The organism is Streptomyces sp. NPDC058665 (assembly GCF_042714995.1).
In the GTDB taxonomy this organism is placed as follows: Bacteria; Actinomycetota; Actinomycetes; order Streptomycetales; family Streptomycetaceae; genus Streptomyces.
This window is the reverse complement of record NZ_JBHXRX010000015.1, coordinates 31,231-48,527: the sequence shown is the minus strand read 5'-3', so window position 1 is coordinate 48,527 and position 17,297 is coordinate 31,231. Positions and strand designations below refer to the sequence as shown.

The following is a 17,297-nucleotide window of genomic DNA, read 5'->3' as shown; positions in this document are numbered from 1 at the left end:
GCCTTCACCTGTGCTGTTACTGTCCGTCGGTCATTATTGACACTATGCGAGGGGTGGGGGCGTGAGCCGTTTCGGCGTGCGGGGATGGGTGGTCGTACTGGCCACTTCGGTGATGGCGGGAATGCTCTCCGCGGTCCCGGCGGCTGTGGCCGAGCCGAATTCCGGCACGTCGCTCTCAGCCCTGAAGCAGCCCGCTGCCGTACCCGTACGCAAAGCCGGAATCGGCGGCACCAAGCGCGCCGACGCCGCCGCCTCGAACCGTTGGAAAACCCCGAAGGTCAACTGGCCGCGAGCCGGTTCGGCGACCGTCGACTTGACCGGGACAGCGGCCAAGGGCGTTGTACGCGAGGCGGATTCGCTCCCTGTCTCGGTCGCGGCCTCCTCCACAAGCAAGGCGGCCGAGCTCACCAAGCTCACCAAGGTGAAGGTCGCTGTCGCCGACCGCACCGCCACCGACGCGGCGGGCGTCGACGGCCTGCTGCTCAGTGTCGGCCGGGCCGACGCGGCCACCGGACCGGGCCGGGCCCGCGTCCAGGTCGACTACTCGTCCTTCCGCGGTGCGTACGGCGGCGACTGGGCCTCCCGGCTGCGGCTGACCGAGCTGCCCGCCTGCGCGCTGACCACCCCGAAGAAGCCCGCCTGCCGCACGGGCAAGCCGCTGGCCACGGAGAACGACACCAAGTCCGGCCGCCTCACAGCGACCGTCGGCGTCGAGACAGGCACCGCCACCGTCCTTGCCGCAGCGGCCGAGTCCGCCGGCCCCTCCGGCGACTACAAGGCCACCTCGCTGCAGCCGTCCGGCTCCTGGTCGGCCGGCGGCGCCTCGGGCTCGTTCAACTGGTCCCACCCGATCGACGTGCCCGGCGTGCCAGGTGGTCTCCAGCCGTCCATCAATCTGAGCTACAGCTCTCAATCGGTCGACGGACGGACCGCAGCCTCGAACAACCAGCCCTCCTGGCTGGGGGACGGCTGGTCGTGGGAGCCCGGCTACATCGAGCGCCGCTACAAATCGTGCGAGGACGACAAGAAGGACGGCACCAACACCACCAGGGTCGGTGACCTCTGCTGGTACAACGACAACGCCACCCTGTCCCTCGGTGGCAAGAGCACGGAGCTGGTGTATGAGGAGGGCGAGGGCTGGCACCCGGCGACTGACTCGGGCGAGAAGGTCGAGAAACTGACCGGGGCGTCCAACGGCGACGGCGGCACCGCCGGCGTCGACGGTGCGGGAGAGCACTGGAAGATCACCACGACCGACGGCACCCAGTATTTCTTCGGCCTGAACCGGCTGCCCGGCTGGAGTGACCACGGCAGCGCGGCGGACGACCCGGTCACCAACTCCACATCTACGGTCCCGGTGTTCGGCAACCAGTCCGGTGAACCCTGCTACAAGGCCGCCTTCGCCGACGCATGGTGCCAGCAGGCGTGGCGCTGGCAGCTCGACCACGTGGTGGACCCGCGTGGCAACGCGATGGCCTACTACTGGAAGAGCGAGTCCAACAACTACGGCCGGAACGTCTCCGAAACCACCGGCAAGGCCACCGTCACCTCCTACGACCGCGGCAGCTACCTCGACCACATCGACTACGGCCTGCGTGCCGGCAGTGCCTACACCTCCAAGGCCATGGGCCAGGTCGACTTCCGTGTGGACGAGCGGTGTCTGAGCACCTGCACCACGTTCGACGAGACCCATGCCACGAACTGGCCCGACGTGCCGTTCGACCTGTACTGCAAGTCAGGGGCGACGGAGTGCAAGAGCCAGTACTCGCCCAGCTTCTGGTCCCGTAAGCGCCTGACCTCCATCACCACCAAGGTCCTGACTGGCGGCGCTTACAGCGACGTCGACTCCTGGACACTCAAGCAGGGGTTCCCCGCCTCCGGTGACGGCATCTCGACTCCGATGTGGCTGGAGTCCATCACCCGTACCGGCAAAGCCGGCGGCAGTGTCTCCCTCCCCCCGGTCACGTTCGCCGGTGAGCAGAAGGCCAACCGGGTCGACAAACTCGGCGACGGCCTGGCCCCGTTCATCCGGCTGCGCGTCTACCAGATCACCACGGAGACGGGCGGCACCATAGCCGCCACCTACTCGCAGCCGGACTGCACCGCCACCACCCTGCCGGCCAAGGACGCTTCAAACACCACCCGCTGTTACCACTTCAAGTGGGCCTTCGAAGGTGAGACGGCCCAGGACGACTGGTTCAACTCCTATGTCGTCACCCAGGTCAGCGAGGGTGACAACCTGGCCGCCACACCGGACAAGGTGACCTCCTACTCCTACCTGGACGGCGCCGCCTGGTCCAAGAGCACCGACGAGTTCACGAATGCCGAGGACCGTTCGTACTCGGTGTCCCGTGGCTACGGCCGGGTGCAGATCCGCACCGGCGCGGGCTTCGACGCGAAGACCCTCACCGAAGGACGGTACTTCCGCGGCCTCGACGGCAAGGAGGTCAAGGACTCCACCGGCGAAGTCGTGACCGACCGTGAGCAGTTCGCCGGCAAGCCCCGCGAGACCCTGACGTACAACGGAGACGACACGAGCAAGCTGGTCTCCGCCACCTCCTACACCCAGTGGCGCTCCGCACCGTCGGCGACCCGCACTCGCACGGGACTGCCTGACCTGGAAGCGCGGATGACGGGCACGCAGACGGTGTCCACCCGGACCACCACGTCGACCGGCACCCGTACGACGCGGAGCACCACCGACTTCGACGACTACGGCATGGTCAAGTCGATCTCCGAAACGGGAGATACGGCCAAGACCGGCGACGAGAAGTGCACCACCAGCACATACGCGCGTAACACCGCGACGCGGCTGCTGAACCTCGTCTCCCGGGCCGAGACGGTCGCGAAGGAGTGCGGGGCCGCCGTCAGCAGGCCGGAGGACGTCATCGACGATGTTCGTTTCTCCTACGACAACGGTGCCCACGGTTCGACACCGTCCAAGGGCCTGGTCACCAAGACCGAGCGGATCACTGGCACGGGCAGCGGCTACGACACCAGCGCCTCGGTGCCCAGCACCTGTGGTACGTCCAAGACCGAGCTCTGTTACGACCAGTACGGCCGCGCTCTCGCCGCCACCGATGCCTACGGCAAGACGACGACCACGACGGTCACCCCCGCCAGTGGCGAGGTGCCGACCCAGAGGGTGGAGACCAACCCGCTCGGACACACGACCATCACGGTCCTGGAGCCGCTGCGGGGCCAGCCCACCCAGGTCACCGACGCGAACAACAAGGTGACCACCACCGCCTACGATGCCCTGGGCCGGGTGACCAAGGCATGGCTTCCCACCCGTTCGGCCGCCACCTACCCGGACTCGCCGAACCGGGCGTACGACTACCTGGTGCGGCGGGACGGTCCGGTCGTCACCACCACCAAGTCCCTTACGCACGACTCGCAGTACCAGACGTCATACGCGTTCTCCGACGGTCTGCTGCGTCCTGTGCAGACGCAGGAGCTTTCCCCTGACCGCTCGGGCCGTCTGGTGAGCGAGACGCTCTACGACACGCGTGGCCTGGCCTGGCGCACCTCCGGGGTGTACTACGCCGAGGGAGCTCCCGAACCGGTAGCGGTCACGGGCCAGGAGCTGAAGTTCCCGTCGTCCAGCGACACCCTGTACGACGGTGCCGGCCGTGTCACGGCGGTGATCGCGCGGAAGTTCGGGGACGAGACCAAGCGCACCACCACCAGCTATACCGGTGACACGACCACGGTTGTCCCGCCCGAGGGCGGCACCGCCACGACCGAGGTGGTCGACGCGCTGGGACGTACGACGGAGGTGAAGCAGTACACCAACGCCGATCGTACGCAGTCGCAGTCCATCACGTACACGCACAACGAGCGGGGACTGCTGGAGCGGGTCACCGACCCCTCGGGTGCGAAGTGGACGTACACCTACGACGTCCGGGGCCGCCAGACAAAGCTCGACGACCCGGACAAGGGCGTCTCCACCACCGTCTACGACAAGGGAGACCGGGCCACCGACACGACAGATGTCGCCCGTGGCATCACTCTCCACACGGACTACGACGACCTCGGCCGTAAGACCTCCCTGAAAAAGGGCTCCACCGCCCTCGCGGGCTGGACCTACGACACCCCGGCCAAGGGGCAGCTGTCCAAGGCAACCCGCTACATCGGTGGCAAGGCGTACGAGAGCGCGATCACCTCGTACAACTCGCTCTACCAGCCGGTCCTCACCCAGGTCACCATCCCCGACAGCGAAGGCGCCCTGGCCGGAACCTACAAGTGGACCACCGCCTACAACGTCAACACCGGCCAGGTGACACGGCAGGAGCAGCCGGCGATCGGTGACCTGCAGGCGGAGCGGGTGAGTACCACCTACACCGCGGTCACCGGTCTGCTCAGCACCGTCGGAGTGCCCGACGCCGCGCTCATATCCGCGAACACCTACGACCACTACGGCCGCAACATCCGCCAGGAATACGGCGAGTTCGGCAAGCACCTGTGGGCGACCAGCGAGTACGACGAGCACACAGGTGCGCTGACCCGCGCCTACACCGACCGTGAGGTCGCGCCCCAGCGCATCGACGACACCAAGTACGCCTACGATCCCGCGGGTAACGTCACCTCTGTCGCCACGGCCTACGGCCAGGACGCCACGCGCACCACCGATACCCAGTGCTTCAACATCGACGCCCTGCGGCGTATCACCGAAGCCTGGACCAACACGGGCGAGCAGTGCGCCGGTACACCGTCCACCTCCGTGGTCGGCGGCCAGGACGCGTACTGGACCAGCTACACCTTCGACGCGCTCGGCAACCGCAAGACCGAAACCCAGCACGAGACCGCCTCCGGCCCCACCGGCGACACCCTGCGCACATACGCGGCTCCCGAAGCCGGTACGCACAACCTGCCCAAGGTCACCCAGACAGGCACCAACCCGCACGAGGCGACATACACCTACGACAGCGCCGGCAACACCGAGACCCGCAAGATCGGCACCGCCGAGTCCCAGAGCCTGAAGTGGGACGACGAAGGCCATCTCAAGTCCGTCACCCAGGGCACTGCCGACAGCAGCTACCTGTATGACACCGAGGGCCAGCGGATGATCCGCAAGGACTCCACCGGCACCACCCTCTACCTCCCCGCCGGCAACGAACTGCACCTGGCCAAGAACGGCACTGTCACCGGCACCCGCTACTACACCGCCGGAGAATCGCCCATCGCGGTCCGCAAGGGCGGCAAGCTGACGCTCCTGTTCAGCGACCACCACGGCACCGGCACCACCCAGGTCACCACTGATGCCGCCCAGCAGGTCACTCGCCGCAAGACCACCATCTTCGGCGCCCCCCGCGGCACCCAGCCCAGCAACTGGGCAGGCGACAAGGGGTTCGTCGGCGGCACCAAGGACGCCGACACCGGCCTTGTCCACCTCGGCGCCCGAGAGTACGACCCGCTGATCGGCCGCTTCATCAGCGTCGACCCGCTCATGAACCTGAGCGACTCGGAATCGCTCCACGGCTACACCTACGCCGGCAGCAATCCCGTGACGTCCTCGGACCCCACCGGCCTGTGCCGGCCCGAGTCCTGCGGCGCGGGCGTCGCGATCGGCGGCACCGGCATCGGCAAGAACAACCCGGTCCGCTATGTCCAGGCGAAGAACGCGCCTGATCCGCGACGGCAGTTCGCCATCGGGGCCGGCATCAACGGTGACGGGTCTGTCGTCGGAACGAACACGACGATCGTGTACCCGACCATCGTCGTCCCGAAGGGCTGGGACGGTAAGAAAGAATTCACCCAGCGCTTCTACAAATACCTGGACGCTGCCCGTCAAACCAATGGGAGTCTGCCGCGGTTTCTGGAAGACCCCACGAATCCCGATTACAATCCGGCTGCCGCGGAAGAACAGTTGGGTTACTGGGCCCTGCAGGCCTGCAGGCTCACGGGGAACTGCCCCAAGGATGTGAAGGCCAAGTTCGGGTCGATGTCCGCGGGCTTCCTCCTCGAAGCCGCGGCGGCGGCCGCGGTAGGCGGCCCCAGGGCGGGGGCTCTCGGGAGCTGCACCAAAAACAGCTTCACACCTGAGACCCGGGTTCTTCTCGCGGACGGCACCTCGAAGTCCATCGAAGACGTACGGGTCGGCGACAAGGTCCTCGCCACGGACCCGAAGACCGGCAAGACCTACGCGAAGACGGTCACGGCCGAGATCAAGGGCCAGGGCGCGAAGAACCTCGTCAAGGTCACCATCGACACGGACGGCAAGAAGGCCACCGGGCCGGCCACGGTCACGGCGACCGACGGCCACCCCTTCTGGGTCCCCGAACTGAACGAGTGGATCACGGCGACGGCCCTGAAGCCAGGCCAGTGGCTCAGGACGAGCGCGGGCACACACGTCCAGATCACGGCGGTGGCGCGCTGGACGCAGCAGGCGACGGTGTACAACCTGACTGTCGCTGGCGTGCATACGTACTATGTGCTGGCGGGGGCTACACCGGTCCTGGTGCACAATTGCGGCCCGAGCAACGACGACCTTTATAGCAGTGCCCTCAAGCCTTTCCGGAAACCGGGAGGCGATCATGAGGCTTCCCGTTCCTATCAGAAGCATACGAAGGCGACAGGTCGCGGTGACTCGACGCTCCTTCCGTTGAACTCCGGTAAAGATCGCAAGGATATTTCGGAATATCTGCTTGAAGATATTCTTATCAATCCGAAGTCGGCCAGGCGAGACTACACGCATTCAGACCACGGCGATATCATCGAGATTTCGTTGCCCGATGTGGGTGCGCGATGGACCAGCGGTGGAAATTTCATCGGTTTCATTGATCACCCCAGTTATAGATAGCGGGACTGCTTTGAGGTGGTGTTTGGCGTGGGAAAGGAATCATCACTTCTCCAACGGCTCAGTCAGGAAGGAGGTGTGGTCGAAATTTGTGTGAAATCAACCACGCTCAAAGATTGGCAGGCGGCAGTTGGCGGGCTGCTCGCATCCGGCTACCCCATGAAATTCTCTTTTCATGGGGAGCCGGCCGCGCTCAATCTAAGCGCGGAGACTTTCGGTAAGAGCTTCGACAGCGTCTACTCGCTTGAGGTTGCTGTAGGCTCCCAGGTGTGGGCGACGGATTTTGTGAGGTTGGACCTGATTGATTTCCAGTGCAGCCCGCGCCTCATCTCAGACCCAACTGAGATTCAGTTCTTGTCGGAGTTTATGCGAAACATCGCCGCATCGGTACGAAAGATAGTCGAGTTCATTCCTGAAGCTGTCCATCCGGATAAGGTAGAACCTTACGCGCGGGTGGATACGCAAGGGGTGTTTAGGATCCGGTAGTGAGTTCCTGTCTCTGGGAAGTCCGAGTCCCCCCGGTCAGCCCTTCTTCACTCGCCCCCGCCCCCACCAGATGCCCCGAGATGTAGCACGTCGCGATCATCGACAGGGAGGCGCGGAGCCAGTCGGTGTCCGGGGACTACCAGGCGTAGGCCGTCACTGGGGTGAACAGCAGTAGCGCCGCGATGCGCAGGGCCCACCGGCGGAGGCGGCGTGGGGATTCGGCAGCGGATGCTCAGTCCGTTCTTGGAAGAGAGCCCTTCTCTTACAAGCACGAGGATCAGTGGAATCTGGGCTACTACGATCCTAATTCCAAGATGTTTGTCGCCAAGACCGTCGATGGGAACATAAACACCGTGATGACCAATGTGGAGCAGTCGTACATCGGCCGCCTTCGGAGGGAGAGCTGATCATGACCGACGTCAGAGTTACTTATGATCAGAAGGCGAATGCGGCCTACGTCCAACTCGCCGATCCGAAAGCGCGGCCGAACGTGGCGCGCATGTATCCCTGCGATCCGGTCGAGGTCGGGGGCATGATCAACCTCGACTTCGACGAGGACGGGTGTCTCGTCGGTATCGAGGTGCTGGCGGCCCGCTCAAAGCTCCCCCGGTATTTGCTCGACGTAGCCGAGCGACTCGACTGAAAGGGTACGGCGCGGGCGACGCTCACTCCTTCATGGCCCGCCCCGCCGCCCCCACGCGTCGATGCGGCCGTCCTCCGTCGGCGGGTCGTCGGGCACCACGGCTTACCCAACCGCCGCCGCCATTGCCACCCCTGCCGGCTCTGCGCTCCGTCTTCGCCAGCACGGTGTCCGGATCTCCCGGCGACTCTGCGAGCCACACGTCCAGCCAGCCGGGGCATCTGCCTGCCGCGCCGGGGCGCCGCCGGTAGATCCCTGGCTGGGGCGCCAAGGCCTGGTTTGACCCCCCACACAGCCGCCCCGTACTCTTGACCCTCGGCGTGTTTCTTTGCGCGCCTGCTCCTGAGCACCTCACCTGCCGGTGGCTGTCATCGACGCCGTCGGCGGAGGCCGCTCGTCCCATCCGGATGTGGCGGCTGGCATCAGGAGTCCCGTTCCGAGCGAGAGTGAGATCCGCGTGTACGCCATCGTGCGCAGCGGTGGTCGTCAGCACAAGGTTGCTGTTGACGACATCGTTGAGGTTGACAAGATTCCCACTGCCAAGGTTGGCGACACGGTCGAGCTCTCGACCCTGCTCGTGGTCGACGGCGACGCCGTGACCAGCGACCCGTGGGTCCTGAACGGCATCAAGGTCACCGCCGAGGTCGTGGACCACCACAAGGGCGCGAAGATCGACATCCTTCGCTACAAGAACAAGACCGGTTACCGCCGTCGCCAGGGCCACCGCCAGCAGTACACGGCGATCAAGGTCACCGCTATTCCCGCGGCCGCGAAGAAGTAAGGGACTGAGGAGACATGGCACACAAGAAGGGCGCATCGTCCACCCGTAACGGGCGCGACTCGAACGCTCAGCGGCTCGGCGTGAAGCGCTTCGGCGGTCAGGTCGTGCTCGCCGGTGAGATCCTCGTCCGTCAGCGTGGCACCCACTTCCACCCCGGTTCGGGTGTGGGCCGTGGTGGCGACGACACGCTGTTCGCGCTGGCCCCGGGTGCGGTCCAGTTCGGCACCCACCGTGGCCGCAAGGTCGTGAACATTGTTCCGGTCGCCGAGTAATTCGGTACCCGTAGAGCGATTTCGATCGGTTTCTCGCGAGGGCGGACCTCACTTCCCGTAGGGGAAGCGGGTCCGCCCTTCGCTTGTTCAACTGTCTGAACGCAGGATTTTCCGTCTGTACTGGAGGCACCACCATGACCACCTTCGTGGACCGCGTCGAGCTGCACGTCGCCGCGGGTAACGGAGGCCACGGCTGCGCCTCCGTCCACCGTGAGAAGTTCAAGCCGCTCGGCGGCCCGGACGGCGGCAACGGCGGCCGTGGCGGAGACGTCATCCTGGTCGTCGACCAGTCGGTGACCACGCTTCTCGACTACCACCACTCGCCGCACCGCAAGGCCACCAACGGCCGGCCCGGCGAGGGCGGCAACCGTTCCGGCAAGGACGGTCAGGACCTCGTCCTGCCCGTTCCCGACGGCACGGTCGTCCTCGACAAGAGCGGCAACGTCGTCGCCGACCTCGTCGGCCAGGGCACCACCTACGTCGCCGCCGACGGCGGTCGCGGCGGCCTCGGCAACGCCGCTCTCGCCTCCGCCCGCCGCAAGGCCCCCGGCTTCGCGCTGCTCGGCGAGCCCGGCCGGTCGGGCGACATCGTCCTGGAGCTCAAGACCGTCGCAGACGTCGCGCTCGTCGGCTACCCGAGCGCCGGCAAGTCGTCGCTGATCTCCGTACTCTCCGCGGCCAAGCCCAAGATCGCCGACTACCCGTTCACCACGCTCGTCCCCAACCTCGGTGTCGTCACGGCCGGTTCGACCGTCTACACCATCGCGGACGTCCCCGGTCTGATCCCGGGCGCCAGCCAGGGCCGCGGCCTGGGCCTGGAGTTCCTGCGCCATGTGGAGCGCTGCTCGGTCCTCGTGCACATCCTGGACACGGCCACGCTGGAGTCCGACCGCGACCCGATCTCCGACCTCGACATGATCGAGGAGGAGCTCAAGCAGTACGGAGGCCTCGACGACCGCCCGCGCATCGCGGTCCTCAACAAGATCGACATCCCGGACGGTCTGGACCTCGCCGAGATGATCCGGCCTGAACTCGAAGCGCGCGGCCTGCGTGTGTACGAGGTGTCCGCCGTGGCCCGTACCGGTCTCAAGGAGCTCTCCTTCGCGCTCGCCGAGATCATCGCCGCCCAGCGCGCGGCGAAGCCCGTCGAGGAGGCGACCCGGGTCGTCATCCGGCCCAAGGCGGTGGACGACTCGGGCTTCACGGTCGGGCTGGAGGAGGACGGCCTCTACCGCGTACGGGGCGAGAAGCCCGAACGCTGGGTCAGGCAGACCGACTTCAGCAACGACGAGGCGGTCGGCTATCTCGCGGACCGGCTCAGCCGGCTCGGCGTCGAGGGCGAACTCGTCAAGGCCGGCGCCCGCTCCGGCGACGGCGTCGCGATCGGCCCCGAGGACGACGCCGTCGTCTTCGACTGGGAGCCGACCGTGATGGCCGGCGCCGAGATGCTCGGCCGGCGTGGCGAGGACCACCGGCTCGACGCGCCGCGCCCGGCCGCCGTACGGCGCAGGGACCGGGACGCGGAGCGGGACGACGCGGACAAGGAGTACGACGAGTTCAGGCCGTTCTAGCGATTCCGGCCGGGCTCCGGCCTGTTCGCGTGCGAACCCGTTCGGTGCCGTAAGCATCGAATTCGAGTGGTGACGATACGATTACGCGCCGTCGCGCCCCCCGGCACCCCGATCCGCCCTCTGCCGTCACCAAGGCCGTGGTCCGCTCCATCCGGAGCGGACCACGGCCTTCGTCATGTGCATACGGCCTAACGCGCCCGGATGGCCGAAAGTCAACTGCGCGCATTGACGGATTTGGGCGGAATAATGGCTCATGCGGTTTCTTTTCAAGTACTCGCACAACCGTCGGCCGCGTTCACCCGTCTTGCATGCGGGGCACAGCCGTGACGGCTGCGTGAACCCGTCCGGACCTGAAGGGGAACTTGGGATGACCGCCCAGGATTCCGAACACCGAACGGAGCGTTGATGAAGATCTCCTTCCTCATCCACACCATCTATGGCATCGGCGGCACCATCCGCACCACGCTCAACCTCGCGGAGGAGTTCGCCGACCAGCATGAGGTGGAGATCGTCTCGGTCTTCAGGCACCGGCTCGTCCCGCTCTTCGACGTCGACCCGCGCATCACGCTCGTCCCGCTCATCCACACCTGGAAGGAGTCCCCGGCGTACGAGAAGGACCACCCGCTCCATCTCCAGCCCGCCGAGTACTTCCCCCGGAACGAGGCGCGCTACCGCGAGTACAGCAAGCTGACCGACGAACGGGTCAGGGACCACTACGCGGATTCGGACGCCGACGTCGTCATCGGCACCAGACCCGGACTCGCCGCGTACGTCGCCCAGTTCGCCCCGGCGAGCGCCGTGCTCATCGGCCAGGAGCACATGACGTACAACCACCACAAGCCCGCGCTGCGCAACGAGATGTACCAGCACATCGACGCGCTCGACGCGTACGTCACCGTCTCCGAGGGCGACGCCGCCGTCTACCGCGCCCAGATGCCGTTGCCCGCGACCCGTGTGCTCGCCATCTCCAACAGCGTTCCCGAGCCGTCGATCCAGCCGTCCACGGGCTCGGGCACGACGGTCGTCGCCGCGGGGCGGCTCTCCGCCGAGAAGCAGTACAGCGTGCTGGTCGACGCCTTCGCCAAGGTCGTCGCCGTACGCCCCGAGTGGGACCTGCGGATCTACGGCGGCGGCCCGGAGAAGGAGAACCTGCGCCGGCAGATCGACCGGCTCGGCCTCTACAACAGCGTGCGGCTCATGGGCTCCGTCTCGCCCATCGAGCCTGAGTGGGCGAAGGGCGCCATCGCCGCGTCCACCTCGCGCCACGAGTCCTTCGGCATGACCCTCGTGGAAGCGATGCGCTGCGGCCTGCCCGTCGTCAGCAGCGACTGCGACTACGGCCCCCGGGAGATCCTCCAGCCCGGTGTGGACGGCCTGTTGGTGCCCGTCTCGGACCCCGGCGCGGTCGCCGACGCGCTGCTCAAGCTGATCGACGACGAGCCGCTGCGCCGCAGGATGAGCGCGGCGGCCGTACGGAACGCCTCTCGGTTCGATCCGAGCCAGGTCGCCAAGAAGTACGAGGAGCTCTTCGGCGAGCTGCGGACCGTCGCCGCCCAGCGCGCGGCCGTGGGCGATTTCATGCCGGTCGCCGACTGTGTGGTGGAGTCCGGCGGCGCGCTCGCCTTCTCGCTCGTCGCGCCGCAGGCGGCGGCCGTCGTCCACGAGGGGCTGAAGCTCGTCTGTGTGCGCGCCGATGTCCGCACCCAGGAGCGCGTCTTCCCGTTGTCCGGCAACGGCTCGGTCACGATTCCGGCGGACGCGGAGTTCAGCGAGGGTGTCTGGGAGTGCTTCGCCGAACTCCCGGAATCCGGGCGGCGGGTACGGATCGCCGCGCGCTCCATCGACCAGCGCGGTGCGATGAGCGCTAGCGAACGCGCGCGGCACGGTGAGCCCGTCCACAATCTTGTCCCGTACGCGACACGGCCCCAGAAACATCTCGCGCTCCGCGCCTGGGTCAGGCCGGTCCACGCGGAGGCCGGTGACATCCGTGTCGACGGCAAACGCATCACGGTCGCGGGCGAGTTGCTGGGCGCGGGCACGATGGCGCAGGAGCCTTCGCTGGTGGTACGCCGACGGAGCAAGCCCGCCGTCGAGTTGACGTACGCGGGCAGCCGGGAGGGGGAGCGCGGATTCCGCTTCACCTTCCCCGCTTCGGGACCGGCCGGACGCCAGGTGGCCAGGTCGGAGTCGTGGGACCTGCTGCTCAAGTACGCTCCGGACGCCGCGCCGGTGAAGGTCGCGCGGGTGCTCGACGACGTCGTGGAGAAGCGGCCGATCTACGAATACCCGGTCACGGAAGTCCGTAAGAGGAGGCCGTGGGGACCGGTGCGCCGAGTGGTCCGTAAACTGAGGAGCCGGCCGGCCCAGTGGGTGCGGGTGCGGATCATGTACATGGGGACCAACGACCTCATCGTCAACGTGGCGGACGCTCCGCAGAAATAGCGTGGTAATCGCGGAAGCCGCTCACGTGCGGCGGAATTCGCTTACGTAGCGCTTATATGGCGGTCGGACCGAGGTCGGATCGCGGATGGACCGAGTTCGGGAAATCGCGGACGCGAAGTAAAGGTCCGGTGCAGGTAACTGCCTGGTGGTCGTGGTGATGTGGTGTCGGTCACGCCGCAGTTGGCCGGGCTCGGTCCCAATCTGGCTGGCCAGAGGGTGAACAGATGGTTTCCTGTAGGTGAGGGGCATCCGGCGTCCGCCTTGCGAGACGGTCACGGAGAGTGCGACCATCACAGCGTCCCCCACTCGTCTCAAGGTAGGTCGTTCTGTGTCTGTGCCGCATGCAGCCCATCCCCGCACCACGGCAGTCGTGCTCGCCGGTGGCACCGGCCAGCGCGTGGGCCTGTCGATCCCCAAGCAGCTGCTGAAGATCGCGGGGAAGGCTGTCATCGAGCACACGCTGTCGATCTTCGAGCGGTCTGACTCGATCGACGATGTGATCGTGCTGATGGCGCCGGGTTTCGTGCCCGACGTGGAGAAGATCGTCGCCAAGGCCGGCCTCACCAAGGTGACCAAGGTCATCGAGGGCGGCCAGACCCGCAACGAGACGACGGAGCGGGCCATTTCGGCGCTGGGCGAGGGGCTCGCCGAGGGGGAGGACCGCAACGTCCTGTTCCATGACGCGGTGCGTCCGCTTCTGTCACAGCGCGTCATCAAGGACTGTGTGGACGCGCTCGGCCGCTATCAGGCCGTCGACGTCGCCATCCCGTCCGCCGACACCATCATCGTGACCCGCACACACGGCGGTGACGGCGAGTTCATCACCGACGTCCCCGACCGCTCGCGCCTGCGGCGCGGCCAGACGCCGCAGGCGTTCAAGCTCTCCACGATCCGCAAGGCGTACGAGATCGCGGCGGGCGACCCCAACTTCCAGGCCACCGACGACTGTTCGGTGGTCCTGCGCTATCTGCCCGACGTGCCGATCTACGTCGTCGCGGGTGACGAGTACAACATGAAGGTGACGCAGCCGGTCGACGTCTTCATCGCCGACAAGCTGTTCCAACTCGCCTCCACCGCGGCCCCCGTACAGGCGGACGAGGCGGCCTACCGCGAACTGCTCTCCGGCAAGACGCTGGTGGTGTTCGGGGGTTCGTACGGCATCGGCGCGGACATCGCGGCCCTCGCCGAGCGGTACGGGGCGAAGGTGTACGCGCTGGGCCGCTCCACCACCGGCACCCATGTCGAGAACCCGGAGCATGTCGACGACGCGCTGTCGAAGGCGTACTCGGCGACGGGCCGCATCGACTACGTCATCAACACGGCGGGTGTCCTGCGCATCGGCAAACTCGCCGAGACGGACAACACGACGATCCAGGAAGCGCTGAACGTCAATTATCTGGCGCCCGTCCAGATCGCCCGCGCTTCGTACAAGTATCTGGCCGAGACCCAGGGCCAGCTGCTCCTCTACACATCGAGCAGCTACACCAGGGGCCGCGCCGAATACAGCCTCTATTCGTCCACGAAGGCGGCCATGGTGAATCTCACCCAGGCCCTCTCGGACGAATGGGCGGGGGACGGCATCCGGGTGAATTGCGTCAATCCGGAGCGCACCGCGACGCCGATGCGCACCAAGGCGTTCGGTACCGAGCCCGCCGGCTCGCTGCTCTCGTCGGAGGCCGTGGCCCGTACGTCGCTGGACGTTCTGCTCTCCGAGCTGACCGGTCATGTGATCGACGTCAGGCAGCAGGACCCGACCAGGGAGGCGTCTTCCGAGGCGTCGGGATTCGAGCAGGCGCTGGCCTCCGTCCTTGACCGCCAGGAAGATGTGTAATAATTCACCATAAGTTTGCATTAAACGGGCCTTTGCGGTCGCCATTCGGCGAATTGCAGAGGCCCGTGTGCGTGAAGCCCCGACTTCACAATTTCCGCCAACTGTGAAATAACCGGCACCCTCTCCTGGAGCAGGTTCTTCGTGATTTCGACCGCAATTCGCCTGGCCCGTGTGGGCAGCCGCGCCGAGCTGGCCGCGGCGGCCCTGCTGGGGCTGGGATACCCGTGCGTCATGCTCGCAGCGCTGATCCCGAACCTCTGGTTCTTCGCGGCGGCCTGCGCCGTGACCTACGGCGCGGACCGATATCTGCACCAGCGGAACAGCTATCTGGTCAACCGGCTCAACAAGGTCCGGGCCGGTCTGTCGATCCGCTTCCTGGTGCGCCAGTTGCTGCTCGTGTTGCTGCTGGCCCGGATGGGCCTGGCCGAGCAGCCCCTGTTCTACGCGGCGGTCGCCGGTTTCCTGCTCTTCTACGGCGTCCAGGCACCGCAGGGCGCGCTGGCGACACTGATCCGGCTGCGCCGCGGCATGCCGGTCGTCGCCCGCAACGTGGACCTGCACGCCCTGCGTATCCCGGACGCCCCGCCGAACTACCTGGTCAACCGCTCCGCCGAGAAGATGCTCCACCTCGACCTGTTCGCGATGGCCGGTCTGCTGGTCGCCGCCGAGTCCGGCACGGACGCGTACGGGTACGCGGGGCTCGGCATCACCCTCGGGCTGGGCCTGGGCTACCTCCTGCTGCTCGTGCCCTACCTGCGCCGCAGCCGCCGCGTGCCGCAGCCGCCGATCGTGCTCGGCGCGGTCGACAACTGGCTGCGGGAGTACCAGCCTTCGGTGGTCCTGTACTTCTCCGGCTCCAAGGAGTCCGCGTACCAGGTCAACATGTGGCTGGAGACGCTGGAGCAGTCCGAGGGCCGGCCGCTGGTCCTGCTGCGCGAGCGGGCCATCATGACCCAACTCGCCCCGACGTGGCTGCCGGTGCTCTGCGTCCCCGGGGGCACGCACCTGATGAACCTCGACCTGTCGTCGGTCCGGGTCGCGCTCTACGCGGCCAACGTGGGCAAGAACATCCACCTGCTGCGCGTCCCGACCATGAAGCATGTCTTCATCGGCCACGGCGACAGCGACAAGATCGCCAGCGTCAACCCGTTCAGCAAGGTGTACGACGAGGTGTGGACCGCCGGGCGGGCCGGGCGCGACCGTTACGCGCTGGCCGACGTCGGGGTCCGCGACGACGACATCGTCGAGGTGGGCCGGCCGCAGCTCGCGCCCATCAAAACGAGCGCGGGCGCGCCGGGGCACCCCGTACCGACGATCCTGTACGCGCCCACGTGGGAGGGCTGGGACGACAACCCCGGCAACACCTCGCTCCTGCTGGCCGGCGAGAACATCGTCAAGGGGCTGCTGAAGGCCGAGAAGCCGGTCCGGGTCATCTACAAGCCGCACCCCTTCACCGGGATCCGCGACAAGAAGGCCAAGGCCGTCCACGACCGGATCACGGCGATGGTGAACGCGGCGAACGTGGCGCGCGCGGCGGAGCCCCGCTGGGCGAAGGAGAGCGCCGACGCGCAGGCCGGACAGGCCGCCGCGCGGGCCGAGTTGACCGGTATCGAGGAGCGCCTCGCCGCGCTCACGGCCCCGGGCCGCGCGGGCGGCGACGAGTCGGAGGAGTCCCGCGTCTCGCTCGCCGACCACGACCGCCTGGACCGGGCGAAGGCGCTGCGGGCGGAGTGGAACGACGCGTACTGGCGGACGTTCGGGTGGTGGGAGCACAAGGTCGTGACGGGCGCCGAGCCCAAGCTGTACGACTGCTTCAACCAGTCCGACGGCATGGTTTCGGACATTTCCAGCGTGGTGTCGGACTTCATCGCGAGCGGCAAGCCGTACGCGGTGACGGACTCGGCGCAGCTGGGTGTCGAGGAGTTCAAGCGGCAGAACACCGCGGTGCGGGCCGCGGTCGTCCTGTCCAACAGCGCGGCAGAACTGGACGAGTTGCTGACAGCGGTCGCGGACCCGGCGGCAGACCGGCTGGCGGCGGCGAGGCGCGAGCTGAAGACGTATCTGCTGGGCCCCGACGAGCCGACGTCGATCGAACAGTTCAACGCGGCGGTGTCCGCCCTGGCCGCCAAGGCAGCGGCCCGCAACGTGGGTGTGACCCAGCGCCTGAGCGCCCAGGAACAGCCGGGCACGAACCCGGAACGCGAACCGTCGGCGGACCCGGAGTCCCCTGCGGCGGAACCGGCACCGATCCCGGACCCGAACACCGCGGAAGCACCGGCGGCCCACTGACAGCACCGGGGACGCGCCCCGCCGAGTTGGCGCCCGCGACCTCGGTCGGGCGACGTGAAGGCCGTACGGGGTCCGGGGCGGAGCCCCGGTTTCGGGAAGGGGCGGGTAGGGGAATGCCCCGCGCAGCGGGGGGGCCCCCCCCCCCCCCCCCCCCGCCACCACCCCCCCCCCACCCCCCCCCACCCG

General features: G+C 67.2%; 9 protein-coding genes. All 9 read left to right on the top strand.

Annotation, left to right across the window (positions count from 1 at the left end; translation table 11 throughout):
* Positions 1–61: 61 nt before the first annotated feature.
* The 9 genes from ACFWV8_RS12280 to ACFWV8_RS12240 all read left to right on the top strand — a co-directional run bounded on the left by ACFWV8_RS12280 (position 62) and on the right by ACFWV8_RS12240 (position 17,111).
* On the top strand, positions 62–6,802 hold the full coding sequence (locus ACFWV8_RS12280; RefSeq protein ID WP_384200203.1) for a polymorphic toxin-type HINT domain-containing protein: 6,741 nt from the start codon (positions 62–64) through the stop codon (positions 6,800–6,802).
* A gap of 27 nt (positions 6,803–6,829) precedes the next feature.
* Positions 6,830–7,285, top strand: coding sequence for a hypothetical protein (locus tag ACFWV8_RS12275; RefSeq protein WP_384200201.1), 456 nt, complete (start codon positions 6,830–6,832; stop codon positions 7,283–7,285).
* Positions 7,286–7,694: 409 nt separating this feature from the next.
* Positions 7,695–7,928, top strand: coding sequence for a DUF2283 domain-containing protein (locus tag ACFWV8_RS12270; RefSeq protein WP_384200199.1), 234 nt, complete (start codon positions 7,695–7,697; stop codon positions 7,926–7,928).
* A gap of 454 nt (positions 7,929–8,382) precedes the next feature.
* Entirely contained in the window at positions 8,383–8,706 is a 324-nt protein-coding gene (gene rplU / locus ACFWV8_RS12265; RefSeq protein ID WP_078077375.1) for a 50S ribosomal protein L21, read from the top strand.
* Between the two features lie 14 nt (positions 8,707–8,720).
* On the top strand, positions 8,721–8,978 hold the full coding sequence (gene rpmA, locus ACFWV8_RS12260; protein ID WP_329387750.1) for a 50S ribosomal protein L27: 258 nt from the start codon (positions 8,721–8,723) through the stop codon (positions 8,976–8,978).
* A gap of 134 nt (positions 8,979–9,112) precedes the next feature.
* Positions 9,113–10,549 carry a GTPase ObgE gene (gene obgE / locus ACFWV8_RS12255; protein WP_384200197.1) on the top strand — a complete coding sequence of 479 codons (1,437 nt, stop codon included), beginning with the start codon at positions 9,113–9,115 and terminating at the stop codon, positions 10,547–10,549.
* 405 nt (positions 10,550–10,954) lie between these two features.
* Entirely contained in the window at positions 10,955–12,991 is a 2,037-nt protein-coding gene (locus tag ACFWV8_RS12250) for a glycosyltransferase family 4 protein (RefSeq protein WP_384200195.1), read from the top strand.
* A 328-nt stretch (positions 12,992–13,319) separates the two neighbouring features.
* Positions 13,320–14,822 carry an SDR family NAD(P)-dependent oxidoreductase gene (locus ACFWV8_RS12245; RefSeq protein WP_384200193.1) on the top strand — a complete coding sequence of 501 codons (1,503 nt, stop codon included), beginning with the start codon at positions 13,320–13,322 and terminating at the stop codon, positions 14,820–14,822.
* A gap of 141 nt (positions 14,823–14,963) precedes the next feature.
* Positions 14,964–17,111, top strand: coding sequence for a hypothetical protein (locus ACFWV8_RS12240; RefSeq protein WP_384200190.1), 2,148 nt, complete (start codon positions 14,964–14,966; stop codon positions 17,109–17,111).
* Positions 17,112–17,297: the final 186 nt, after the last annotated feature.

Coding starts and splice junctions, on each gene's coding strand:
- ACFWV8_RS12250 (WP_384200195.1), top strand. CDS start 10,955: ATGAAGATCTCCTTCCTCATCCACACCATCTATGGCATCGGCGGCACC.
- rpmA (WP_329387750.1), top strand. CDS start 8,721: ATGGCACACAAGAAGGGCGCATCGTCCACCCGTAACGGGCGCGACTCG.
- ACFWV8_RS12270 (WP_384200199.1), top strand. CDS start 7,695: ATGACCGACGTCAGAGTTACTTATGATCAGAAGGCGAATGCGGCCTAC.
- obgE (WP_384200197.1), top strand. CDS start 9,113: ATGACCACCTTCGTGGACCGCGTCGAGCTGCACGTCGCCGCGGGTAAC.